General features: G+C 65.4%; 24 protein-coding genes. 9 read left to right on the top strand and 15 right to left on the bottom strand.

Going from position 1 to position 23,384, the window contains the following annotated elements:
• Positions 1-136: 136 nt before the first annotated feature.
• Positions 137-1,171, top strand: coding sequence for a recombination-associated protein RdgC (locus tag N0K08_RS12555; RefSeq protein WP_261500718.1), 1,035 nt, complete (start codon positions 137-139; stop codon positions 1,169-1,171).
• 60 nt (positions 1,172-1,231) lie between these two features.
• Here the strand turns inward: N0K08_RS12555 and N0K08_RS12550 are convergent, their stop codons facing one another.
• Genes N0K08_RS12550 through N0K08_RS12515 form a run of 8 tightly spaced genes read right to left on the bottom strand, consistent with a single transcriptional unit; the run spans position 1,232 to position 9,902 of the window.
• Entirely contained in the window at positions 1,232-2,419 is a 1,188-nt protein-coding gene (locus N0K08_RS12550; RefSeq protein WP_261500717.1) for an acetyl-CoA C-acyltransferase family protein, read from the bottom strand.
• A 36-nt stretch (positions 2,420-2,455) separates the two neighbouring features.
• The gene (locus N0K08_RS12545; RefSeq protein ID WP_261500715.1) at positions 2,456-3,250 is read right to left on the bottom strand and encodes an enoyl-CoA hydratase/isomerase family protein; all 795 of its coding nucleotides are present in this window, start codon (positions 3,248-3,250) and stop codon (positions 2,456-2,458) included.
• A 6-nt stretch (positions 3,251-3,256) separates the two neighbouring features.
• Positions 3,257-5,077: an AMP-dependent synthetase/ligase gene (locus N0K08_RS12540; RefSeq protein WP_261500713.1), complete on the bottom strand. Its 1,821-nt coding sequence runs from the start codon at positions 5,075-5,077 to the stop codon at positions 3,257-3,259.
• Between the two features lie 2 nt (positions 5,078-5,079).
• A complete protein-coding gene (locus tag N0K08_RS12535; RefSeq protein WP_261500711.1) occupies positions 5,080-5,898 on the bottom strand; it encodes an ABC transporter ATP-binding protein in 819 nt (272 codons plus the stop codon).
• 16 nt (positions 5,899-5,914) lie between these two features.
• Complete coding sequence (locus N0K08_RS12530) at positions 5,915-7,096, bottom strand: ABC transporter substrate-binding protein (RefSeq protein WP_261500709.1); 1,182 nt, start codon at positions 7,094-7,096, stop codon at positions 5,915-5,917.
• A 49-nt stretch (positions 7,097-7,145) separates the two neighbouring features.
• On the bottom strand, positions 7,146-8,183 hold the full coding sequence (locus N0K08_RS12525) for a branched-chain amino acid ABC transporter permease (RefSeq protein ID WP_261500708.1): 1,038 nt from the start codon (positions 8,181-8,183) through the stop codon (positions 7,146-7,148).
• Between the two features lie 4 nt (positions 8,184-8,187).
• Positions 8,188-9,069: a branched-chain amino acid ABC transporter permease gene (locus tag N0K08_RS12520; RefSeq protein ID WP_261500706.1), complete on the bottom strand. Its 882-nt coding sequence runs from the start codon at positions 9,067-9,069 to the stop codon at positions 8,188-8,190.
• Positions 9,066-9,902: an ABC transporter ATP-binding protein gene (locus tag N0K08_RS12515; protein WP_261500704.1), complete on the bottom strand. Its 837-nt coding sequence runs from the start codon at positions 9,900-9,902 to the stop codon at positions 9,066-9,068. Before N0K08_RS12515 ends, N0K08_RS12520 begins: the two co-directional genes overlap by 4 nt.
• A gap of 134 nt (positions 9,903-10,036) precedes the next feature.
• On the opposite strand from N0K08_RS12515, the gene N0K08_RS12510 reads away from it, so the two are divergent.
• On the top strand, positions 10,037-10,717 hold the full coding sequence (locus tag N0K08_RS12510; protein ID WP_261500702.1) for a TetR/AcrR family transcriptional regulator: 681 nt from the start codon (positions 10,037-10,039) through the stop codon (positions 10,715-10,717).
• Between the two features lie 41 nt (positions 10,718-10,758).
• Here the strand turns inward: N0K08_RS12510 and cueR are convergent, their stop codons facing one another.
• From cueR to N0K08_RS12490, 4 genes are all read right to left on the bottom strand, one after another.
• Positions 10,759-11,187 carry a Cu(I)-responsive transcriptional regulator gene (cueR, locus tag N0K08_RS12505; RefSeq protein WP_261500700.1) on the bottom strand — a complete coding sequence of 143 codons (429 nt, stop codon included), beginning with the start codon at positions 11,185-11,187 and terminating at the stop codon, positions 10,759-10,761.
• A gap of 66 nt (positions 11,188-11,253) precedes the next feature.
• Positions 11,254-11,448 (bottom strand): heavy-metal-associated domain-containing protein, encoded by a 195-nt coding sequence (locus tag N0K08_RS12500; protein ID WP_261500699.1) that lies wholly within the window; start codon positions 11,446-11,448, stop codon positions 11,254-11,256.
• Between the two features lie 204 nt (positions 11,449-11,652).
• Complete coding sequence (locus N0K08_RS12495; RefSeq protein WP_261500698.1) at positions 11,653-12,060, bottom strand: VOC family protein; 408 nt, start codon at positions 12,058-12,060, stop codon at positions 11,653-11,655.
• 9 nt (positions 12,061-12,069) lie between these two features.
• Positions 12,070-12,420 carry a DUF2200 domain-containing protein gene (locus N0K08_RS12490; protein ID WP_261500697.1) on the bottom strand — a complete coding sequence of 117 codons (351 nt, stop codon included), beginning with the start codon at positions 12,418-12,420 and terminating at the stop codon, positions 12,070-12,072.
• A 321-nt stretch (positions 12,421-12,741) separates the two neighbouring features.
• Here N0K08_RS12490 and N0K08_RS12485 point away from each other — a divergent pair, with 321 nt between their 5' ends.
• The gene (locus N0K08_RS12485; RefSeq protein ID WP_261500696.1) at positions 12,742-14,421 is read left to right on the top strand and encodes a methyl-accepting chemotaxis protein; all 1,680 of its coding nucleotides are present in this window, start codon (positions 12,742-12,744) and stop codon (positions 14,419-14,421) included.
• A 211-nt stretch (positions 14,422-14,632) separates the two neighbouring features.
• Here N0K08_RS12485 and N0K08_RS12480 read toward each other — a convergent pair whose 3' ends face one another.
• Both N0K08_RS12480 and gstA read right to left on the bottom strand, forming a co-directional pair.
• On the bottom strand, positions 14,633-15,745 hold the full coding sequence (locus N0K08_RS12480) for an alkene reductase (protein ID WP_261500694.1): 1,113 nt from the start codon (positions 15,743-15,745) through the stop codon (positions 14,633-14,635).
• A gap of 215 nt (positions 15,746-15,960) precedes the next feature.
• Positions 15,961-16,566: a glutathione transferase GstA gene (gstA, locus tag N0K08_RS12475; protein WP_261500692.1), complete on the bottom strand. Its 606-nt coding sequence runs from the start codon at positions 16,564-16,566 to the stop codon at positions 15,961-15,963.
• Between the two features lie 266 nt (positions 16,567-16,832).
• On the opposite strand from gstA, the gene mnmG reads away from it, so the two are divergent.
• From mnmG to N0K08_RS12445, 6 genes are all read left to right on the top strand, one after another.
• On the top strand, positions 16,833-18,815 hold the full coding sequence (gene mnmG, locus N0K08_RS12470; protein ID WP_261500691.1) for a tRNA uridine-5-carboxymethylaminomethyl(34) synthesis enzyme MnmG: 1,983 nt from the start codon (positions 16,833-16,835) through the stop codon (positions 18,813-18,815).
• Positions 18,812-19,471, top strand: coding sequence for a 16S rRNA (guanine(527)-N(7))-methyltransferase RsmG (gene rsmG, locus N0K08_RS12465; protein WP_261500690.1), 660 nt, complete (start codon positions 18,812-18,814; stop codon positions 19,469-19,471). Before mnmG ends, rsmG begins: the two co-directional genes overlap by 4 nt.
• A gap of 76 nt (positions 19,472-19,547) precedes the next feature.
• A complete protein-coding gene (locus N0K08_RS12460) occupies positions 19,548-20,162 on the top strand; it encodes a LysE family translocator (RefSeq protein WP_261500689.1) in 615 nt (204 codons plus the stop codon).
• Between the two features lie 16 nt (positions 20,163-20,178).
• Complete coding sequence (locus N0K08_RS12455; RefSeq protein ID WP_261500688.1) at positions 20,179-20,949, top strand: ParA family protein; 771 nt, start codon at positions 20,179-20,181, stop codon at positions 20,947-20,949.
• A complete protein-coding gene (locus tag N0K08_RS12450; protein ID WP_408642945.1) occupies positions 20,949-21,482 on the top strand; it encodes an RBBP9/YdeN family alpha/beta hydrolase in 534 nt (177 codons plus the stop codon). The genes N0K08_RS12455 and N0K08_RS12450 overlap by 1 nt, the downstream gene beginning before the upstream one ends.
• Before the next feature lie 4 nt (positions 21,483-21,486).
• A complete protein-coding gene (locus N0K08_RS12445; protein ID WP_261500687.1) occupies positions 21,487-22,392 on the top strand; it encodes a ParB/RepB/Spo0J family partition protein in 906 nt (301 codons plus the stop codon).
• A gap of 73 nt (positions 22,393-22,465) precedes the next feature.
• On the opposite strand, the gene N0K08_RS12440 is transcribed toward N0K08_RS12445, so the two are convergent.
• Positions 22,466-23,371: an AraC family transcriptional regulator gene (locus tag N0K08_RS12440; RefSeq protein ID WP_261500686.1), complete on the bottom strand. Its 906-nt coding sequence runs from the start codon at positions 23,369-23,371 to the stop codon at positions 22,466-22,468.
• Positions 23,372-23,384 lie beyond the last annotated feature (13 nt).

Below are 23,384 nucleotides of genomic sequence, written 5' to 3'. Positions count from 1 at the left end.
ATGGTTTGCGCTGAAAGCTATTCCATTCAAATTAACCAGCGCGATGGATTTCCGTCGCCGGGGTGGTTGGCGCGCAGGCTCCGACCGGCATATGCCGGGCGCTGCGCGCCATCCGCTGCATGACTAAAGGTTGTCGATGTTCAAGAACATGATCGTGTACCGCATTGCCGAGCAATGGCAGGGCACACTGGAGCAGGTGGAAGAGGCGCTGGCGCGCACACCTTTCATCGAGTGCGGGGCGACGCAAGAGCGTTCCGTGGGCTGGGTGCCGCCGCGCGGCGAAGCCGAAGGTCCGTTCGCCGAGTCGGTGGCCGGGCAATGGATACTGCGCTACATGAGCGAAAGCAAGATGCTGCCGGCCAGCGTGCTCAACCGCAAGGTGCAGGAAAAGGCCGAGGCCATAGAGCGCGCTTCGGGCCGCAAGCCTGGCAAGAAGGAAAAGCAGGAGCTCAAGGACGAGGCCAAGCTGGACTTGCTGCCCATGGCTTTCACCAAGCAGGGCGGGATGTGGATCTGGATCGACACGGCCGCCCGCTTTCTGGTGCTCGACACGGGCAGCCAGTCGCGCGCGGACGAAGTGGTGACCCTGCTGGTCGACGGCCTGCCAGGCTTTGCCGTGGCCTTGCTGGACACGCAGACTTCGGCCCAGGCCGCCATGGCGCACTGGCTGGCCAGCCAGGAGCCGCCGGTGGGCTTCACCATCGACCAGGAGTGCGAGCTCAAGAGCGCCGATGAAGCCAAGTCGGTGGTGCGCTATGCGCGCCATCCGCTGGACATCGACGAGGTCAAGGCCCACATCGAAGCCGGCAAGCTGCCGACCAAGCTGGCGCTGACCTGGGACGACCGCGTCTCGCTGCTGCTGACCGAAGGCCTGCAGGTCAAGAAGATCACGTTCCTGGAAACCGTGTTTGACGGCCAGTCCAAGGACGATGGCGGCTTTGATGCCGACGTGGCGATTGCCACGGGTGAGCTGAGCCGGCTGCTGCCGGACCTGATCGAGGCGCTGGGCGGTGAAGGCCGCACGGCCCTGGGCGAGGCCTTGCCCGCGGCGCTGCAAAAGCCCGCCGCCGAAGTGCTGGCCGTGCGCCTGGCGGCCAAGGGGCAGGGCGGGGCCGTGACGGGGCCCAAGGAAGCGCCCGAGGATTCCGAGCCGGATGCGGCGCCGTTCTGATACGCCGCAGCATGTAAAAAGAGCCGCTTGATGCGGCTCTTTTTTATTTGGAAGTGGGGGTCACACTCTCTCGAAAATCGCCGCAATGCCCTGGCCGCCGCCTATGCACATGGTCACCAGCGCGTAGCGTCCGCCCGTGCGGTGCAGCTCGGCGATGGCCTTGGTGGTGATGATGGCGCCGGTGGCGCCCACGGGGTGGCCCAGCGAGATGCCGGAGCCGTTGGGGTTGACCTTGGCCGGGTCCAGGCCCAGTTCCTGGATCACGGCGCAGGCCTGGGCGGCGAAAGCTTCGTTGGCTTCGATCACGTCCATGTCCTGGATCTTCAGGCCCGTGCGGGCCAGCACTTTCTGTGTGGCTGGTACGGGGCCTATGCCCATGTAGGCGGGCTCCACGCCGGCGTGGGCATAGCCCACCAGGCGCGCCAGGGGCTTGGCGCCCAAGGCCGCCAGGCGTTCGCCGGCGACCAGCACCACGGCCGCGGCGCCGTCGTTCAGGCCCGAGGCATTGCCGGCCGTGACGGTGCCGGCGTCCTTCTGGAACGCGGGCTTCATGCCGGCCAGGGTTTCCAGCGTGGTGGCCGCGCGCACATGCTCGTCGGTGTCGAACAGCACCGTGCCTTTGCGCGTGGCGATTTCCACGGCAACGATCTGTTCCTTGAAGTAGCCGGCGGCAATCGCCGCGGCCGCGCGCTGCTGGCTCAGCAGTGCCAGCTGGTCCTGTTGTTCGCGGGAAATCTTGTAGCGCGCGGCGACGTTTTCAGCAGTGACGCCCATGTGCATTTTTTGCCAGGGGTCGTGCAGTATGCCCAGCATGTAGTCGACGCTCTTGGCATCGCCCATGCGTGCGCCCCAGCGCGCGGAGGTATCGAAATACGGGCCGCGGCTCATGGATTCGGAGCCGCCGCCGACGGCCACGTCGCAGTCACCCAGGGCGATGGCCTGGGCGGCAGAAACAATCGCCTGCAGGCCGGAGCCGCACAGGCGGTTGACGTTGAAGGCTGGCGTTTCTATGGGGCAGCCGGCATCGACGGCGGCCACGCGGCTCAGGTAGGCGTCCTTGGTGTCGGTGGGAATCACATTGCCCATGACCACATGGCCTATGGCCTGCGGGTCCAGACCCGAGCGCGCAATGGCGGCTTTCACGGCCGTGGTGGCCAGCTGGGTGTTGGGAACGTCCTTCAAGCTGCCGCCGAAAGTGCCGATGGCGGTGCGTGCGCTGCTGACAACGAAAATGTCGCGAGTGGTCATGGCCTGCTGTCTCCTGAGCCTGTAAAAACGGAGCAGTCAACGGCCCGTGAAGCGGGCCGGCTGCTTTTGGAAGAATGCATCGATGCCGGCACGCAGGTCATCCGTTTGCGCACAGGCCCGAAACGCCTGCCATTCTGCTTGAAGCTGCTGTGAAAGGTCTGTCTCCAGCGAGGCGCGCATCAGCCGGCGCATATGGCCCAGGGCCTGGGTCGGGCCGTTGGCCAGGCGCAGGGCCAGATGCCGGACTTCCGGTGCCAGCGCATCGGCCGGCAGCACGCGGTTGATCAGGCCCATGTGCTGGGCCTGGGCCGCGTCCAGTGTCTCGCCCAGCATGGAGATCTCGAGCGCGCGGCGCAGGCCTACCCAGCGCGGCAGGGCCCAGGAGGCACCGACGTCGCAGCAGGCGCCGAGATTGATATAGGCGAGGTTGAATTTCGAGCCTTCGGAGGCGAGCACGAAGTCGGCCTGCAGCATCAGGCTCAGGCCCGCGCCCGCGGCCACACCCTGGACCTGGGCGATCACTGGGGCGTTCAGGCCGGCCAGCAGCAGCATGGCCTGGTTCAAGGGCTCCAGCAGCGCATCCACGCCGCCCAGCGGGTCGCGCTGCAGCGTCACCAGATCGCCGCCGGCCATGAAAGCCCGGCCTTCGCCGCGCAGCACCAGGGCACGCACGCTGTCGTCCTGGGCGATGTCCTGCAAGGCGGCCAGCAAGGCCTGGGCCATGGCCACATTGATGGCGTTGAGGGCCTGGGGGCGGTTGAAGACCAGCGTGACGATGGCGCCGTCGCGCTCCACACGCAGGGGATCGGAGGAGGTGGTGTCTGTGGTCATGGTGTACTAGCGGTAGAGCGCCTCGATTTCCGCGCCGTAGGCCTGGTAGATGCTGGCGCGGCGCACTTTCATGGTGGCCGTGACTTCGCCGTCGTCATGGTCCAGCTCCTTGGTCAGCAAATGGAATTTGCGGATCTGCGAGACCTGGGCCAGGCGCTGGTTGCCGTGCGCGATTTCGCGGTCGATCAAGGCCAGTACCTCGGCATGCTCGGCCAGCGAGCGGAAATGGGTGAAGGGAATGCGCCGCGACTGCGCCCACTGGCCCACGGTCTCGGCATTGAGCATCACCAGGGCGGCGACGAACTTGCGGCCTTCGGCGACGATCACGCACTCCTTGATGTAAGGACTGGCCTTCATCGTGTTCTCGATTTCCGTGGGCGTGAGGTTCTTGCCGCCGGCGGTGATCATGATGTCCTTGAGGCGGTCGACGATCTTCAGCTGACCCTGCTCCTGGCGCACCACGTCGCCGGTGTGCAGCCAGCCGTCCTGCAAGGTGGCCGCCGTGGCTTCGGGGTTCTTGTAGTAGCCGGCAAAGACCATGTCGCCGCGGATCTGCAGCTCGCCGTTGTCGGCCAGCCGCCACTCGACGCCGGTGATGGGTTCGCCCACGGTGCCGGGGATGACCCGGTCCAGCCGGTGGCCCAGCACCATGCCGGTCGATTCGGTCAGTCCGTAGACTTCGATCAGCGGAATGCCCAGCACGCGAAAGTAGCGCACCACATCGGCCGGGATGGGCGCGGCGCCGGTGAGCGCTACCTGCACGCAGCGCAGGCCCAGGAAGTTCTGCAGCGCGCGCAGCACCAGCCAGTACCAGAGGCTGTAGGTGAGCCGCTCGGAGACGCTCCATTGCGCGCGCGGCTTGTCGGCCAGCGGCGCGCAGGCGGCCATGGCGCGGTCCATCAGCGCGCGCTGCCAGCGGCCCGTTTCCAGGCGCTTGATGCTGAGGCTGGCGTGCATCTTTTCCCAGATCCGCGGCACGCCCAGGAACATATTCGGCGCGACTTCGCGCAGGTCTTCCTGCACGGTGCGGATGGACTCGCCGAAATGGACTTGCGTGCCCAGATAAATCGGCACGAAGGTGGTCAGCATCTGCTCGGCCACGTGGCACAGCGGCAGATAGGACAGGTGGCTGGTGGCCGATGTGAGCTGCAGGCGCTCAACGATGCCGGGCACCACGCCGCGGATGTTGCGCCAGGAAATCATCGCGCCCTTGGGTTTGCCCGTGGAGCCCGAGGTGTAGATCATCAGGCCGATGTCATCCACGGCCTGGCTGGCCAGGGCCTGGTCCACCAGCGCGTGCTGGCCCTGGTCCCAGGCCGCGCGGCCCAGCGCCTCGACTTCGGCAAAGGTGGAGATGATCTGCCGCTCCTGGGCGGTGAAGCTGCGCAGGCCCTTGGTTTCCATGACCACGATATGCGCCAGGCGCGGCAAACTGTCGCGCGCGGCCAGCAGCTTGTCGACCTGCTCCTGGTCTTCGCAGACCATGATGCTGATGTCGGCGTGCGCGACCACATAGGCGACTTCGGGCGTGGGGCTGGTGGGGTAGACGCCGACGGTGACGGCGGCGACCAGGCCGCAGCCCATTTGCGCCAGCACCCACTCCAGGCGGTTTTCCGCGATCACGCCCACATGGCCGCCGTTGGGCAGGCCCAGGGACCGCAGGCCCAGGCCGAAATGGGCTGCGCGCTGGTAGTAGCTGGCCCAGGTCACGGGCTTCCAGATGCCAAAGTCTTTTTGCCGTATGGCCACGCGCGTGGGCTGGCTGCGCGCGAGTTCGCGCAGCTGCTGGGGCAGGGTACGGTCGGGGAGTGTGAAAGCGTCTTGCATGGTTAGGACAGCCAGCGTTTGCGGCGCTTGTAGTGCTTGATATCTTTGAAGCCTTTGGCATCGCCCGAGCCGCCCATGCCGAGATAGAACTCGCGCACGTCGGGGTCGCTGGCCAGGTGCTCGGCCGAACCGTCGATCACGATCTTGCCGTTTTCCATGATGTAGCCGCGGTGCGCGACCGCCAGGGCCAGGGTGGCGTTCTGCTCGACCAGCAGCATGGAAGTGCCGCGTTCGGCATTGATGCGCGCGATGATGCCGAAGATGTCTTCGACCAGCTTGGGCGACAGTCCCAGCGAAGGCTCGTCGAGCAGGATCAGCTCGGGCTGGGCGATCAGCGCCCGGCCTATGGCCAGCATCTGCTGCTCGCCGCCCGACAGGTAGCCGGCCAGCCCCTTGCGGCGCTCGTGCAGCCGCGGAAAGTAGGTGTAGACCAGGTCGAAGTCGGGTTTGGCGCCCGGCCTGCCGGTGAGTGCGTAGGTGGCCGCGACCAGGTTTTCTTCCACCGTCAGGTCTTCGAAGACGCGCCGGCCTTCCATCACGTGCGACAGGCCGCGCCGCACCAGCTGCTGGGGCGCGAGCTGGGTCAGCGGGCTGCCGTTGAAGAGGATGCTGCCGCTGGCCAGCGCCCCATCCTCGAGCGCCAGCAGGCCGGAAATGGCTTTGAGCGTGGTGGATTTGCCCGCGCCGTTGCTGCCCAGCAAGGCCACGATCTGGCCGCGTGGAACGGCCAGCGACAGGCCGCGCAGGGCCTGCACCACCTTGTTGTAGATGACCTCGATGTTGTTGACTTCGAGGACCAGGTCCGGGGCCTGCTGGGGCATGCGCAGCTCCATGGTCTTAGAGGGCGATCCAGTCCGAGGCCGGCACCATTTTCTGGGCCTTCATGTCGGCTTTGTAGACGCGGCCTACGGGGATGGAGTTGCCGCGGATGGTGATGGGCACGCCGATCAGGCCGCCGGTATCGAAGTCCTTGAGGCTGTTGAGCGCGGCCTTGAGATTGGGGCCGTTGAGCGGCTTGCCAGCATCGAGGCAGCGCTTGGCCGACTCCACGAACAGCATGGCCGCGAGGTAGCCCTGCATGTAGGCCGTGCTCTGGTATTCGGGGCGCAGCTTGCGGATCCTGTCCAGCGTGGGCGAGGGGACCGACGTGTCGTAGTAGTAGCGGTAGGGCATCACGCCCATGAAGCCGTCGCCGGCCGGGCCCATCTTCATGACGGTAGAGCTGTCCATGGTCCAGAAGGTGCCCATCCATTTGGACGTCATGCCCATCTGCTGGCCCTGGGTGATGAACTCGGGAATGGGCGCGAGGATGTAGCCGTGGAAGATGGTGTAGTCGGGCGCGGCGCGGCGCAGCTTGATGACTTCGGTCGAGACGTCGACGCTGCCGGCGGGCGTCATCAGCTTGACGGGCACCGTCAGGCCCAGCTTCTTGGCCAGGGCTTCGCTGGCCTCGATAGGGTCGCGGCCGAACTCGGAATCGGAGTAGACGAAGGCCACCTTGGCGCCGGGCTTTTCCTTGGCAATGTGCTTGAGAAGAATGCCGAACATCTCGGTGTAATCGGGGCCGACCAGGAACTGATTCGGGTACTTTTTCGGGTCGTTGAGCTCGGTGGCGAACGAGGCGCCGGCCATCAGCGTGGCGCCGCTGCGGTCGAGCTCTGGATTGATGGTTTTGGCGAAGCCGGTGGAGTCGCCGTAGTAGAGGTGGATCTTGTTCTGGCTGGTGAGCTTCTTGTAGGCGGCGACCGAGACGTCGACCTTGTAGCCCGTGTCCTCGGGCACGTAGCGCAGCTTGCGGCCCTTGATGCCGCCCGCGTCGTTGACCATCTTCACGTAGTCGCCAATGGCCAGGTTGATGCCCACGCCGGCGAAGGCAAACACGCCCGTCATGGGGATGGAGCCGCCGATGACGATGTCGTCGCCACCGGTCTGGGCGTGTGCGGCCAGCGGGGCTGCGAGGCTGGCGCTGGCTGCGAGCAGCAAGGAGCGGCGGCGCTGGGAAGTCAGGGTCTGTTGCATGCTTTATTCCTCGTTGTTGTCACGTCTTCAAGGCCGGCAGCGCCGCCGCTCAATTGCGGAAAGGCCACAGGTGGAAAAAGCGGCGAATGCGCCGCCACACTTCTGCGAGCCCATGCGGCTCGAACACCAGAAAACCGATGATCAGCAGACCAAAGACGACGGTGCGCACGGGCGAGAGAAACACCGTCAGTTCGCTGCCGCCGGGCATCAGGTCGACCACCAGCTTGAGCAGCTCGGGGACCATGGTCATGAATACGGCGCCGAGGATGCCGCCGAGGATGCTGCCCATGCCGCCGACGATGATCGCGGCCAGGAAAAAGATGGACATCAGCAGCGGAAAGCTCTCGGGCGTCACCACGCGGAAGAAGTAGGCCCAGAGGCCGCCGGCCACGCCCGCATAGAACGAAGACAGGCCGAAGGACAGCAGCTTGTAGCGCAGCAGCGGAATGCCCAGTACTTCGGCGGAAATGTCGCGGTCGCGGATGGCAATGAAGGCCCGGCCGACGCGCGTGCGAAACAGGTTGGCCGCGCCCAGCAGCATCAGCAGCGTGATCGGCAGGATCACCCAGTAGAGCCGGAACGAGGTCTCCAGCGGCAGGCCGAAGAACTTGGCCGGCGGCATGGAAATGCCCGAGGTGCCGCCGGTCAGCGACAGGTTGGCGAACAGGAAGTGGGCGATGAACGAGGCCGCGATGGTGGCGATCGCCAGGTACAGGCCCTTGACGCGCAGCGAGGGGATGCCGACCACCAGCCCGCCGAGCATGGCGACGGTGCCGCCGGCCAGCAGGTTGAGCAGGAAAGGCGTGCCCAGGCGCGTCTCCAGGATGGCCACGGTGTAGGCCCCCAGGCCCATGAAGGCGGCCTGGCCCAGGCTCAGCAGGCCGGTATAGCCGGTCAGGATGTTGAGGCCCGTGGCGCTGGCCACGTTGATGCTCACCAGGCAGGCCAGATAAAGCCAGTAGTCGCTGGCCATGAAGGGAAAGATGAGCAGCAGCGCGGCGCCCACGGCCAGCCAGATTTTCTGCGTGCGCGAGTCGAATAGCGCCGCGTCCGCGACATAGCTTTGCTTGAGTGTGCCGATTCGCATGGGACTACAACCTCTCGATTTCGCGGGTGCCAAACAGGCCGTAGGGGCGGATCATGAGTACCACGACCAGCATGATGAACGTCGCCAGCAGCTTGTATTCGCCGCCGATGAAAGCCCCGGCCAGGGCTTCGACCAGGCCGATGAACAGCCCGCCGATGAGCGCGCCAAGCACGCTGTCCAGGCCGCCGACGATCACCACCACCAGCACCGACAGGCCGAACACGCCCATGGAGGAAGAGATGCCGCCGATGGAGCCGACGATGATTCCCGAGACCGCGGCAATCATTCCCGAGACCACCCAGGCCAGCGAGAACACGCGCGGCACGTTGATGCCCATGGAATAGGCCGCGGCCTGGTCCGAGGCCGTGGCGCGCAAGGCCACGCCGCCGCGCCAGAAGCGAAACACCAGCAGCACCACGGCGATGAACACCATGGCGATCACCGCGCCCCAGAAGATCTTGGGCGCGAGAAAAGCCTCGCCGATCATGATGGGCTGGGTGGGCATGAAGTCGGGCAGGCGGCGCTGGTCGGCCGACCAGATCATTTCCACCAGTCCCACCAGCACCGAGGCCAGGCCGACGCAGACCATGAACACCGAGATCGGCGGCTCGCCTAGCAGCGGGCGGATGATGGTGCGCTCGATCACCGCGCCCAGCAGGCCGCTGCACAGCACGGCGGCCGGAATGGCCAGCCACAAGGGCAGGGCGAAGCTCGCCGAGAAAGTGAAGAACAGGTAGGCGCCGACCATGAGGATTTCGCCGATGGCGATGTTCACCACGCGGGTGGCCTTGTAGACCATCACAAAGGCCAGCGCGGCGAGCGCGTAGAGGCCGCCACTGGCCAGGCCGGTGAGGCTGATTTCGAACAGGTAGGCCCAATCCATCATGTGACTCCTGGGGTGTGAAGGCCCGCGTGCAGGCGCTGGCGCAGGTCGCCGACGTCACCCGAGCCCAGGTAGGCACGAATCACTTCGGGGTTGGCCTGGACCTGGGCCGGCGTGCCCTGGGCGATCACCTGGCCGAAGTTGAGCACCACCACATGGTCGGACAAGTCCATCACCATGCCCATGTCGTGCTCGACCATCAGCACCGTCACGCCCCATTCGGCGCGCACGTCGAGGATGAAGCGCGCCATGTCTTCGGTCTCCTCGCGGTTCATGCCGGCGACGGGTTCGTCGAGCATCAGAATCTGCGGCTGCATGGCCAGGGCGCGCGCCATTTCCACGCGTTTTTGCAGCCCGTAGGGCAGGGCCGAAACCGGGGCATGGCGGATATGGTCGATCTCCAGGAAATCGATGATGCGTTCCTCGATATCGGCGCGCAAAGCCGCTTCTTCGCGCCGTGCGCGGCCCAGGTAGAACAGCGCGTCGAGCACGTTGGTCTTGAGGTGGGCATGGCGGCCGAGCTTGATGTTGTCGAGCACCGTCATGCCGCGGAACAGGGCGATGTTCTGGAAGCTGCGGCCCAGCCCGAGCTTGGCGCGCTGCGGGGCCGGCACCTGGCTGATATCGCGGCCCTGGAACAGGATGCGGCCCTGGTTGGGGCGGTAAAAGCCCGAGATGGTGTTGAACAGCGACGTCTTGCCCGCGCCGTTGGGGCCGATCACGGCGGTGATGGTGCCAGGCTGTACGGCAAAGCCGACGCCATTGAGCGCTTTCACGCCGCCAAAGGCCAGCGTGATGCCATCGACCTCCAGCAAGGGGGTGGTTTGTGTCTCCATCGGCCTTCTTCTGCGGGTTTGTGCGAACCGTACAAGGGTCTACTGCTCCGTAGACTGCTTACTCCCGAGTAGGATTCTGTTGGGCAGCCTCAGACTTCGGCATTGGTACTTTCCCGCCGCCCCTGGAAACCCGCATGAACCACACTGACACACCTTCTTTGCACGCCGCGTCCGCTCCCCTCGACGAGGACTCGCCCTGGCCGCCGCCCCAGCAGCGCGCGCAGCAGCGCGAAGCCAAGCGCCAGGCCGTGCTGTCGGCGGCCGCGCAGCTGTTCAACGAGCGCGGCTTTCATGCCACGTCGCTCGACGACATTGCGGCGCGGCTGGGCGTGAGCAAGCCCACGCTGTACTACTACGTGAAGAACAAGGAAGAGATCCTGCTGGGCTGCGTGCGCCAGGGGCTGCAGCTGATGCTCGACGGCATCGAGGACTCGCGGTGCGGCGGCGGCTCGGCACTGGACCAACTCACGACCTGCATGCAGGTCTATGCGCGCATCGTCACGCAGGACTTCGGCATGTGCCTGATCCGTGTGGGCGACGAGCAGGTTTCGGCGGACAACCGCGGCGAGTTGCGGCGCATCAAGGCGGCCATAGACCATGAGTTTCGCCGCCTCGTGACGCAGGGCGTGGAAGAGGGCAGCCTCGCGCCTTGCGACCCGAAAATGACGGCCTTCGTGATCGGCGGCGCGCTCAGCTGGATTGGCCGCTGGTACCAGCCCGGCGGCGAATACACGCCCGAGCAGATCGCCAGCCAGTGCCTGCAGACGCTGCTGGGCGGCGTGCTCAGGCGCGACCCACCGGCTTCGTCACACTAGTTATCCACAGCTTATACAAAACATTGCACAGAACAGAGGGCTTATTCCGGTGCGGCCAGGTCGTCGAGGATGGGGCAGTCGGGCCGGTCGTCGCCATGGCAGCACTGCACCAGCGTCTGCAGGCTGCGCTGCATGGCCTGCATGGCGGCAATGCGCTGCTCCAGGGTCTCGATGTGGGCCTGGGCGATCTGCTTGACGCTGGCGCTGGTGCGCTCCTGGTCTTGCCACAGGCCCAGCAGGGTGGTGATTTCCTCCATGGAAAATCCCAGATCACGGCTGCGGCGGATGAAGCGCAGCACATGCACGTCGGCGGCGCTGTACTGGCGGTAGCCGTTGTCGGTGCGGGCCACATGCGGCAGCAGGCCCAGGCTTTCGTAATGGCGCAGCATGCGCGCCGACACCCCGGCGCGGCGCGCGGCTTCGCCAATGGACACCGGCCAATGCTCTGTGGAGGAGTTTGGTGATTTCATGGGGATAACTTTGCTACGGGACTGTGGAAAAGCACTGGGAAAGCTGTGTGCTGCGGCGGGCGCCGCTCAGCGAACGGCGTAGCCTTCTTCCTGGATGGCGGCGGCCAGCGCGGCCTTGTCGGCGCTGCTGTCGACCACCACCCGATTTTGCGCGCGCTCGATTTGCACGCCAGCCTGGGGGTCGAGGCGCTGCACGGCCTGGGTCACGGACTTTTCGCAGTGACCGCAAGTCATTCCCTGGACTTCAAAAACATGTTGCATGGTGATTCGCTCCTGTGGATAAGTTTCGGCACAACGCCGAGCCAGGCTTGCATCATGAACCTTATCACCGTGTGAAGGTCAAGCGCCATTAGTTATCCACAGGTTTTGCAGGTTTGGCATGGCCTGGGCGCGCGCATCCCTGTGGAGCGTTGATTCCTTGCTTGTTTCACGTGAAACAGGCACGGCGCTCGGAGGGTGCAGCCCTCATACCGGCTTCCCGGAAGCGTGGCTGGAAAAGAATGTGATGACATGCCCGGAAGGCGCACGGAGCGTGAAACTCTCGTGCCCTATGGCCGGTTGCGCCTTTATGGGGGACGGATCAAGCCCCGTGGAAATGAAGCGCCTGTGGGTGGCATGAAGATCGTCGACCATCAGGTCGAACGGGGCCTTGCCCGCCACCACGCTGTCCTTGTGCATCAACAGCAGGTGGGTGCCGCCACGCATTTCATACACCGAAGTTGATGGGCCGTCGAAGATGGCGCGCATGCCTATGGTGCGCATGAACTGGCAGGACGGCGCCATGCAGTCCGTCTCCAGCACGACATGCGCCACGCCCACGGCCGGGCGCGACGTCTCGTCTGGCGTTGATTCATTGGCTGTTCGATGGTCCATCGGAGCGTCTCAGCGCCGCAGAATTTTCTCCATGGGCTGGCCTTTCGCGAGCTCGTCGATCAGCTTGTCCAGCTGCCGTATCTTCTGCATCAGCGGGTCTTGTACTTCTTCCACGCGTATGCCGCAGACCACGCCCTTGATCAGCGCTGCGTCCGGATGGATGGCAGGAGCCTGGGCAAAAAAAGTCTTCAAGTCCGTCTGCTGCCGGATCTGTGTTTCCAGTTCCGCCTGGCTGTAGCCGGTCAACCAGCGGATGAGTTGGTCGACTTCGTCGGGCGTGCGGTGCTTGTGCTCGGCTTTTTGCACATACAGCGGATACACCTTGGAGAACGCCGTGGTGAAAATTCGATGCTTGGACATCTTGATTGCTCCAACAGGTTGAAGGCATGCGGGCAGCAGGCCTGGCCGTGGGCGTGGGCGTGGTCTGCAGGTCCTATTCTTGCCCTGGGGCTGCCCGGCGGCAAGGCAATGACCCCCTTGCTTGCACGCTTCGCGTAGCCGTTGCCTCAGGGGGCGTTTTTGCCATGGAGCGGTCCGGCGGCAGAAGATAAGACCATTTCCCCGCCTTGATCATTGCGGTCAAACCCTCGACCTCTGGCAAACTGCAACATTTTGTATATTGCGCCGGCAGCTCAGACTGCCTCTTTGCATTTTGCTTGTGAGAGAAGAGGAAGACGAATCATGAATGTATTGGAGCTCATGCGGGCGTTCACCATCCGGACGCGGATGGTTGGCGCGATTGTGATGGTGCTGACGTTGCTGGCCATCTTGGGCGGAGCAGGGATGTTGGGGATGCTGCGCATCCATGACATGAGCCAGCAGTTTATTGACCAGTCGCATACCAAGATGCGGCACCTGGTGGAGCTGCGCCAGGCCATGGGCAGCGTGCGCCAGTCCGAGAAGGACATGATCATCCAGTACGAGCGCCCGGAAGCCGTGCGCAAGGCGTTTGGCGAATGGAACCAGGGCCTGGAGGCCGCCAAGAGCATTGGTGCTCGGTTTCTGGCGGGTCAGGACGATGCGGACAACGTGCTGATCAGCGGCATCGTCAAACGCCTGGACAGCTACAGCCAGCAGTTCCAGCACGTGGCGCGCCAGCTTGAAGCCGGCGGCTACGACACCGCGACCATCGCCAATCGCATGGGCGCCAAGGCCATGGCCGAGTTTGCCGAAGCCGACAAGCTGATGGTCGAGCTGGAAAAGCTGCTCAACGCCCAGGTGGACGAGCTGGTGACGGAAGAGAAAAACGTGGCCACCCAGACCCAGTGGATGTTTGCCGTGGCCGTGCTGCTGGCCATCGTGGCGGTGGTGCCGTTGACGCTGCTGAACATGGTGTCTATCTGCCGCCCATTGGAGCGGGCGCGCCAGAGCGCGTTGGCGATTGCGCAAGGTGACTTGTCGCAGCGTGCCGAGATTGACGGCCGCGATGAAGTGGCCGACCTGCAGCGCGCGCTGGAGGAAATGCAGAACGGCTTGAGCGCGATGGTGCGCCAGGTGCGCGACGCCAGCGGCAACATCGCCACGGCCAGCCATGAAATTGCTTCGGGCAACCAGGACCTGTCGGCCCGTACCGAGCAAACCGCCAGCAACCTGCAGGAAACCGTGGCTTCGCTGTCGCAGCTGACTTCGACCGTGCAGCAGACCGCTTCGTCGTCGCAGCTGGCCAACCAGCTCTCGGCTTCGGCTTCGGGCACGGCCACGCAAGGCGGCCAGGTGGTGCAGCAGGCGGTGCAGAGCATGCACGAGATCACGACCTCCAGCCGCAAGATCGGCGACATCATCGGCCTGATCGATTCCATCGCTTTCCAGACCAACATCCTGGCCTTGAATGCGGCCGTGGAAGCCGCACGCGCGGGCGAGCAGGGCCGTGGCTTTGCCGTGGTGGCGGGCGAAGTGCGCAACCTGGCCCAGCGTTCGGCCCAGGCAGCGAGTGAAATCAAGAGCCTGATCCAGAGCAGCGAGCAGGCCGTGGGCGGCGGCGTGCGCCACGTGGAGGAGGCCGGCAAGGCCATGCAGGAAATCGTCAACAGCGTGCAGCGCGTGGGCGACATCATCGGCGAGATCACGGCCGCTTCGAGCGAGCAATCCTCGGGCATCAGCCAGGTGAACCAGGCCGTGGGCGACATCGATCGCATGACGCAGCAGAACGCGGCCCTGGTGGAAGAGTCCGCCGCGGCTGCCCAATCGCTGCGCGAGCAGGCAGCGCGCCTGGCCGAAGTGGTCAGCCAGTTCCGTCTGGACGACAACGCCGGCCTGATGCAGGCTGCCGTGGGCTACAGCGGCCGCCGCAGCGTGGAAGCGCAGGCCGAGCCGAGCCTGGAGGCCCCTGCGACCAAGCGCCGGCCAGCGCTCAGCGCCTGATCCCGCAGCGCCCCTGGCGCCAGCAAGAAAGCCCATGGCCGCAAGGCCATGGGCTTTTTTTTGTGCTGGGCCGCTCGCTTTGCAGAGGGCGTCGGCGGATCTGGCAGGGCACTAGAGAAGGGGGCTGCCCCGCCGCCGCCGGGCCGCCCCAAGGCGGCGGACAGCCCCCTTGGGGGGCAGCGCAGCTACGCGCAGCGAGCAAGCGTGGGGGTCATTTATAGCGGGGATAGTCGGTATAGCCATGCGCATCGCCGCCATAGAACTGGCTTTGATCCCAAGGCGCGAGCGGCAGGTTGTCGTGCAGTCGGCGCACCAGATCCGGGTTGGAGATGAAGGGTTTGCCGAAGGCGACGATGTCGGCGTAGCCACTGGCCACGGCCTGCATGGCGCTCGCGCGGTCGTAGCCGTTGTTGACCATCCAGGCCCCCTCGCCGCCCGCCATGCGGTAGGCCGTTTGCAGCGCTGGATAGTCGAAAGGGCGGTCGGGCAGAACGCGCGGGCCGCCGGTCGAGCCTTCGATGATGTGGACGTAGGCCAGATGCATGGGCGCGAGCTTGCGCACCACATGCTCGAACAGCGGCTGGGGCGCGGCATCGTCGACGTCATTGGCCGGCGTCACGGGCGACAGGCGTACGCCGACCCGGTCGCCGCCAATCGCATCGGCAATGGCCCGGGTCACTTCGAGCAGCAGGCGGGAGCGGTTGACGATGCTGCCGCCATAGTCGTCGGTACGCCGGTTGGTGCTGGTCTTGAGAAACTGGTCGAGCAGGTAGCCGTTGGAGGCATGGATTTCAATGCCGTCGAAGCCGGCGCCTTGAACGGCATTGCGGGCCGCGGCGACGAAGCTGTGGACAATTTGCGGAATCTCCGAGGACAGCAGGGCGCGTGGCGCCGACGTGGGTACGAAGCGGCCCTTGCCGGTGGCGGGGTCGATCAGGAAAGTCTTGGCCTTGGCCGTGATCGCCGAAGGCGCGACGGGCGCATGGTGGCCTGGCTGCAGCAATTCGTGCGAGATGCGGCCCACGTGCCACAGCTGGGTCACGATGCGCCCGCCGGCGTCGTGGACGGCGTCGGTGACCCGCTTCCAGCCTTCGAGCTGCTCCGAGCCGTACAGGCCAGGCACATCGGCGTAGCCCTGGCCCTGGTGGCTGATCGCGGTGGCTTCGCCGATCAGCAGCCCGGCGCTGGCGCGCTGGGCGTAGTAGGTGGCCATCAGGGCCGTGGGGATGGCGTCGGGCGCGCGATTGCGCGTCAGCGGAGCCATGGCCACGCGATTGGGCAGATGCAGCTTGCCGGCGCGCACGGGATCGAACAATGTAGGCATGGGATGCTTTCAGGCGTTCACGACAGGAAAACCTTATCAGACCTGATCGGCCTTGTCTGCCTTTTGCCGTATTTCCAGGGCGGGAAGAATGGCCCCCATGCTGCCCACGGTGGTCGCTGCCCCGAGGGGCGCTCGGCCCGACAATGAAAAAAGCCGGGGCCCTGTTTCACGTGAAACAAGGCCCCGGCCGCGCAGCGCATCCGTTGCGCGAAGACTCAGGACTGGCCTTCGATCTTCAGCGCAGCCTGCACGGCAGGACGCTGCGCCATGCGCTGCTGGAAGGCCTGGATGTTCTTCAGTGCCGACAGGTCCAGGCCGACAAAGCCGCACCAGCGCGAGACGGTGAAGAAGTAGGCATCGGCCACGCTGAACTGCGTGCCCATCAGATAGTCCTTGCTGGCCAGCTGCGAGTCCATCCACTGCAGGCGCTGGGTCAGCGCGGCCTGGGCGATGGGCTTGTAGTTTTCCGGCGTGGTGGGCCGGAACAGCGGGCCAAAGCCCTTGTGCACTTCGGTGGCGATGAAGTTCAGCCATTCCTGCAGCTGGTAGCGTTCGAAGCTGCCATTTGCGGGCGCGAGCTTCTTGTCCGGCACCTGGTCGGCAATGTATTGCACGATGGCCACGCCTTCGCGCAGGCGTGTGCCGTTGTCGAGTTCCAGCACGGGCACATAGCCCAGGGGGTTGATGGTGTAGAAATCAGTGCCGTCTTGCAGCTGGTGGGTCTTGGTGCTGGCGAGCACGGGTTCGTAGGCCAGACCGGATTCCTGCAGGACGATTTGTGGCGACAGGGAGCAGGCGCCGGGGCTGTAGTAGAGCTTCATGGTCGGGAAAAAGTGAAGTGGTAACGCCTCCATGCTACCGCTGCCGAGGCTTTGCAGGTGCATGAAATGAGGGCTTGTGGCATGCCCAGTTTCCTGCCTTGCGGCGTGGTGGCCGGCGAGAGCGCGGCGAAAAACACGCAATAGTGGGAAAATCCACGGTTCTCCCGCAGGGATGGCTACAGGGGCCATCCGTGGCGCGGGCCGGCGCAGGCGCGCTGCGAACAGATTAGGGCCGATGAACAAACATTGGCCCGCGGAGCTTTTGCATGTTGTATCCCCAAGAATTTGATGTCATCGTCGTCGGCGGAGGCCACGCCGGCACCGAGGCGGCGCTGGCGGCTGCCCGCATGGGCAGCAAGACGCTGCTGCTGACCCACAACATCGAGACGCTGGGCCAGATGAGCTGCAATCCGTCGATCGGCGGCATTGGCAAGGGCCATCTGGTCAAGGAAGTCGATGCGCTGGGCGGCGCCATGGCGCTGGCCACGGACGAGGGCGGCATACAGTTCCGCATCCTCAACAGCTCCAAGGGTCCGGCCGTGCGCGCCACGCGCGCCCAGGCCGACCGCATTCTCTACAAGGCGGCGATCCGCCGCATGCTGGAGAACCAGCCCAATCTGTGGCTGTTCCAGCAGGCGGTCGACGACTTGATGGTCGAAGGCGACCGCGTGGTCGGCGCGGTCACCCAGGTCGGCATCCGCTTCCGTGCGCGTACCGTGGTGCTCACGGCCGGCACCTTCCTCGACGGCAAGATCCACGTGGGACTGAACAACTACGCGGCCGGCCGCGCGGGCGATCCGCCAGCGGTGAGCCTGTCGGCGCGGCTCAAGGAACTGAAGCTGCCCCAGGGCCGGCTCAAGACCGGCACGCCGCCGCGCATCGACGGCCGCAGCATCGATTTCTCGCAATGCGAAGAGCAGCCCGGCGACGGCATGCCCGGCGGCGTGAACGAGGGCGACGTGCCCGTGTTCAGCTACATGGGCAAGGCCAGCATGCACCCGCAGCAAATGCCTTGCTGGGTCACGCACACCAACGAGCGCACGCACGACATCATCCGCTCGGGTTTTGACCGCAGCCCGATGTTCACCGGCAAGATCGAAGGCGTGGGCCCGCGCTATTGCCCCAGCGTCGAAGACAAGATCAACCGCTTTGCCGACAAGGACAGCCATCAGATCTTTCTCGAGCCCGAAGGCCTGACCACCCACGAGTACTACCCCAACGGTATTTCGACCAGCCTGCCGTTCGACATCCAGTACGAACTGGTGCGCTCGATGAAGGGGCTGGAGAACGCCCACATCCTGCGGCCCGGCTACGCCATCGAGTACGACTACTTCGATCCACGCTCGCTCAAGGCCAGCTTCGAGACCAAGCAGATCCAGGGCCTGTTCTTTGCGGGCCAGATCAACGGCACGACGGGCTACGAAGAAGCCGCGGCCCAGGGCCTGTTCGCTGGCCTGAACGCGGCGCTGCAGGCACGCGGCGAAGCACCCTGGACGCCAGGGCGCGACGAAGCCTATCTGGGCGTGCTGGTCGACGACCTGATCACCAAGGGCGTGACCGAGCCCTACCGCATGTTCACCAGCCGCGCGGAATTCCGCCTGCAGCTGCGCGAAGACAACGCCGACATGCGCCTGACCGAAACCGGCCGCCGCCTGGGCCTGGTCGACGATGCGCGCTGGGAAGCATTCAGCCGCAAGCGCGAGGCCGTGGAGCGCGAGACCCAGCGGCTCAAGTCCACCTGGGTCAGCCCGCGCAACCTGCCGGCCGAAGAATCGGCGCGCGTGCTGGGCAAGGCCATCGAGCACGAGTACAGCCTGTTCGAGCTGCTGCGCCGCCCCGATGTAAGTTATCCACAGCTCACGGGCATGAATGGCGGCAAGTACGTGTCGAACGATGTTTCACGTGAAACCTTGGGCGATCTGAGTGCGTCGGTGATCGAGCAGGTCGAGATCGCAGCCAAGTACGCGGGCTACATCGACCGCCAGAAGGATGAAGTCGAACGCGCGGCCCACCTGGAGCACCAGCGCCTGCCGGCCGACCTCGACTACCTGCAGGTCAAGGCCTTGTCGTTCGAGGCCCGCCAGACGCTGCAGAAACACCGTCCCGAAACCCTGGGCCAGGCCTCGCGCATTTCGGGCATTACGCCGGCGGCGATTTCGCTGCTGATGGTGCACCTGAAGAAGGGCGGTTTCCGCGGCTTCGCGCCCGGCACGGCGCCTGTCGATGCCGCCAAGGGAGAAGCAGCATGAGCGCGGCTTTGCGACCCGCCCTGGAGCAGGGCATTGCCACGCTGGGCCTGGAGCTGTCCGCAGCCCAGGTGGATTTGCTGCTGGAGTTCCTCGCGCTGCTGCAGAAGTGGAACAAGGTCTACAACCTGACGGCGGTGCGTGATCCGCAGGAAATGCTGACCCACCACCTGCTCGACAGCCTGGCCGCCGTGGCGCCGCTGCAAAAGCATGTGCGCAGCCTGCCGCGGGAAGAGGGCGCGTTGACGCCGCTGCTCGACGTCGGCTCGGGCGGCGGACTGCCGGGCGTGGTGTTCGCCATCTGCTGCCCCGAAGTCGATGTCAGCTGCGTGGACACCGTGGCCAAGAAGGCGGCGTTCATTCAGCAGGCGGCGGCCAGCCTGCGGCTGCGCAATCTGCGCGGCATCCATGCACGCGTCGAAAGTCTCACCAAGCCCTATGCAGTGGTCAGCTGCCGCGCGTTTGCTTCGCTGCTGGACTTCACCACCTGGTCGCGTTCGGCCCTGGCGGAAAACGGTGTCTGGCTGGCCATGAAGGGCAAGCACCCCGCGGAAGAAATCGCGGCCCTGCCGGCGGATGTGCAAGTGTTTCACGTGGAACAGTTGCAGGTGCCGGCGCTCGATGCCGAGCGTTGCATCGTCTGGATGCGGGCGCTCTAATCCTTGGGGTTGGGGGCTGATGACAGCGTTTTGCCCGCGCCTCGCATAAACTCGGGCTTTTGTTGCCGGGAAAATCATGTTTGGCGTTGCTGATTACGGCGCGTTTGTCGCGGCCATCATCTTGTTCTTGCTGATTCCCGGCCCCGGCAATCTCGCCTTGATCACGTCGACCGGCCAGGGCGGCATCCGCTCCGGCATGGCTGCCTGCTGCGGCGTCATTGCCGCCGATCAGGTGCTGATGTGGCTGGCCGTGGCCGGCATGGCAGCCCTGCTGGCGGCCCATCCCACGGCTTTCCAGGCGCTGCAGTGGCTGGGCGCGGCCTATCTGGCCTGGCTGGGCGGCAAGATGCTGCTGGCCAAGCCTGGCGCCGCGCCGGTGCTGCAAATGCAGCCGCATCACTACTTCCGCCAGGGCGCGCTGATCACCTTGCTCAACCCCAAGGCCATCGTGTTCTACATGGCTTTTTTCCCGCTGTTTGTCGATCCCGCGACGCACCAGGGCCTGCCGACTTTTGCGGTGATGGCGGCCACCGTGGCCGCACTCACGCTCTTGTACAGCCTGAGCGTGGTGCTGCTGACGCGCTATCTGGCCGACCGCCTGCGCGCCAATCCGCGCATCGTGCAGATGCTCGAAAAGACGGCGGGAACCTTCCTCATCGGCTTTGGCATCAAGCTGGCCATTTCCAAATAAGTTATCCGAAAGTCCTATGGCCAAGATTTTTTGTATTGCCAATCAAAAAGGTGGTGTCGGCAAAACCACCACTTGCGTGAACCTGGCGGCGGGCCTGGCCAAGATCGGCCAGCGCGTGCTGCTCATCGACATGGACCCCCAGGGCAATGCCACCATGGGTTCGGGCGTGGACAAGCGCAGCCTGGAGCTCACGGTGTATGACGTGCTGCTGGAAAATGCGTCGGTCAAGGAGGCCGCGGTGTTTTCCGAGAAGGTCGGCTACCACGTGCTGGGCGCGAACCGTGAGCTCACGGGCGCCGAAATCGAGCTGGTGGGCCTGGAGCGCCGCGACAAGCGCATCAAGGGCGCGCTCGCGGCCGTGGACGCCGATTACGACTTCGTGCTGATCGACTGCCCGCCCAGCCTGTCCATGCTCACGCTCAACGGCCTGTGCGCGGCCAACGGCGTGGTCGTGCCCATGCAGTGCGAATACTTCGCGCTCGAAGGCCTGACGGACCTGGTCAACACCATCAAGCAGGTGCATGCCAACCTCAACAAGGACTTGCAGATCATCGGCCTGCTGCGCGTGATGTTCGATACGCGCACCACGCTGCAACAGCAGGTCAGCGACCAGCTCAAGGACCATTTCGGCGACAAGGTGTTCAACACCGTGATCCCGCGCAATGTGCGTCTGGCCGAAGCCCCCAGCTATGGCGTTCCCGGCGTGGTGTTCGACCCGTCGGCCAAGGGCAGCAAGGCCTTTGTCGAGTTCGCGCGGGAAATGGTCGAGCGCATCAAGCAGATGTGATGAGCGTAGCTACTGCCATGCCTTTTGTATCGACTGCGCAGCCACAGGTCTGGCTGTTGCCCGACGGCGGGCCGCAGGCCCGGGCCGTCCCCTGGATGGCGCGCTGGGAAGCCGCCCACGGTTATGCGCGGCTGGAACAGCACGACTGGCAGCGGCCGCTGCGCGGCGACTGGAGCGCGCGCCTGCAGGAGACGCTGGTCGATGCGCCTGGCCCGGTGGTGCTGGTGGCCAGCGGCCTGGGCTGCCTGCTCACGGCCTGGTGGGCCGCGCATTCTCCGGCCGCCGCCAAGGTGCGCGGTGCCTTGCTGGTGGCCCCTGCCGACGTGGAGCAGCCCGGGCTGCGCGAGCAGTTGCCGGGGTGGTCGCCGATGGCCCGGCAGCGCCTGCCTTTTCCCAGCATTCTGGTCGGCCACGCACCCGCCCTGGCCCAGGCCTGGGGTTCGGAATGCGTTGCGCTGGACGACGTTGTCGATGGCTTCTCGGGTGACTGGGGCGCGGGCCATGCGCTGCTGCAAACTTTTTTGAAAGACTGATTCCATGGTGACAAAGAAACCCAAGGGCTTGGGCCGCGGCCTGGAAGCATTGCTCGGCCCCAAGGTCGAGGAGCAGGTGGCCGATGCTGCGGGCTTGCCCCACAGCCTGCAGCTCGAAGAGATGGTGGCCGGCCAGTACCAGCCACGCACGCGCATGGACGAAGGCGCGCTCTACGAGCTGGCTGAAAGCATCAAGGCCCAGGGCATCATGCAGCCGATTCTGGTGCGCCGCCTGGCCGCCGGCCACCACGCCGGCAAGTACGAAATCATCGCCGGTGAGCGGCGTTTTCGCGCGGCGCGCATCGCCGGTCTGGACAGCGTGCCGGTGCTGGTGCGCGATGTGGCCGACGAGGCTGCCGCGGCCATGGCGCTGATCGAAAACATCCAGCGCGAAGACCTCAATCCGCTGGAAGAGGCGCAAGGCCTGTCGCGCCTGGTCAAGGAGTTCGGCCTGACGCACGAGCAGGCCGCGCAGTCCGTGGGCCGTTCGCGTTCGGCCGCCTCTAACCTGTTGCGCCTGCTGAACCTGGCCGAGCCGGTGCAGGTGATGCTGATGGCCGGCGACATCGACATGGGCCATGCGCGCGCGCTGCTCACGCTCGAGCGCGCCACGCAGATCACGGCCGGCAACCAGATCGCCGCGCGCAATCTGTCGGTGCGCGAAGCCGAGTCGCTGGTCAAGAAGATGGGCGAGGACTTCAGCCTCAAGCCGCAAACCGTCAAGCACGACAAGTCGCGCGACATCAAGCGCATCGAGGAAGAGCTGTCGGATCTGCTGATGGCCCAGGTCGAAGTGCGCGTCAAGAAGCGCGTGCGCCGCCACGGCAAGGTGCAGGACATGGGCGAAGTGTCCATACAGTTTGGTTCGCTGGAAGAGCTCAACGGCTTGATCGAGCGCCTGCGCGGCTGACGCGCGGCCACCTGTTTCACGTGAAACAAGGGCTTCTTCGGAAGCCCTTTTTTGTTTGCGGCACGACCGGATTTCAGGCCGTGTCGGGGGCCAGCCGGTGCTGGCCGAGGAAGGCGGCGGCCGTCATGCCCACGCTGCGCCGCACCATGGCGCTGAAGGCGCTGGGCGTGTAGTTCAGCTCGGCGGCGATGTGGGCAATCGGCATCTGGCGCGCGGCCAGGGCCACGGCATGGGCCAGCACCACCTGCTGGCGCCACTGGGTGAAAGTGCAGCCCAGCTCGCTGCGAAACAGCCGGGCCACGGTACGCAGGCTGGCGCCCGTGTCCAGCGCCCATTCCTCCAGGCTCGCATGGCGCGTGGGCGCATCGAGCACGGCTTCGCACAGGTGCTGCAGCCGCTTGTCCCGGGGCAGGCCTATGCCCAGACGCATCACCTGGGCGCGGCGCAGCTCATCGCAGACCAGCGCGCTCAGGTGGTGCTCGCGCTGCAAGGCCTGGGGCGACAGCGGCGGGCCGGCATCGCTGTCGGTGGACAACTCCTGCACCAGCGCGCGCAGCAGCTCCGAGGCCTGGAGTACCCGGCACTGCTGCCAGGCCGGCTGGTCCATCCATTCGGCCTGCGCGCCGCCGCCGTCGCGCGCCGGCAGAAAGTACAGCGTGTAGAGCCGCGCGGTCTCCACCATGGTCACGGCATGGGGCAGACCCGGAGGCACCCATACGGCCCGGCTGGGCGGCACGATGTAGGTGGCGTGGTCTGTCGTCAGGCGGATGACGCCGCCGGTGGAAATCGCCATCTGGGCCCAGGGGTGGCTGTGTGGCATGACCTGGGTATCGCGTTGCAGCTCGCGCATCTTGGCGCGCACCGGCCGCTGCGCACGGGGCTCGTAGAGGTGCGGATTCAGCGTGGGCACATAGGACAGCAGCCGCGGCAGCTTGCGCACAGCGGGCGGTGGAAGCACGGTGGCAGAGGGTTTTGGCATGTTGGCGATAGTT

It is taken from the genome of Acidovorax bellezanensis, assembly GCF_025421555.1.
Taxonomy (GTDB): Bacteria; Pseudomonadota; Gammaproteobacteria; order Burkholderiales; family Burkholderiaceae_C; genus Comamonas; species Comamonas bellezanensis.
The sequence above is the reverse complement of the archived record's forward strand: the minus strand, read 5'-3'. Positions and strand labels throughout refer to the sequence as shown.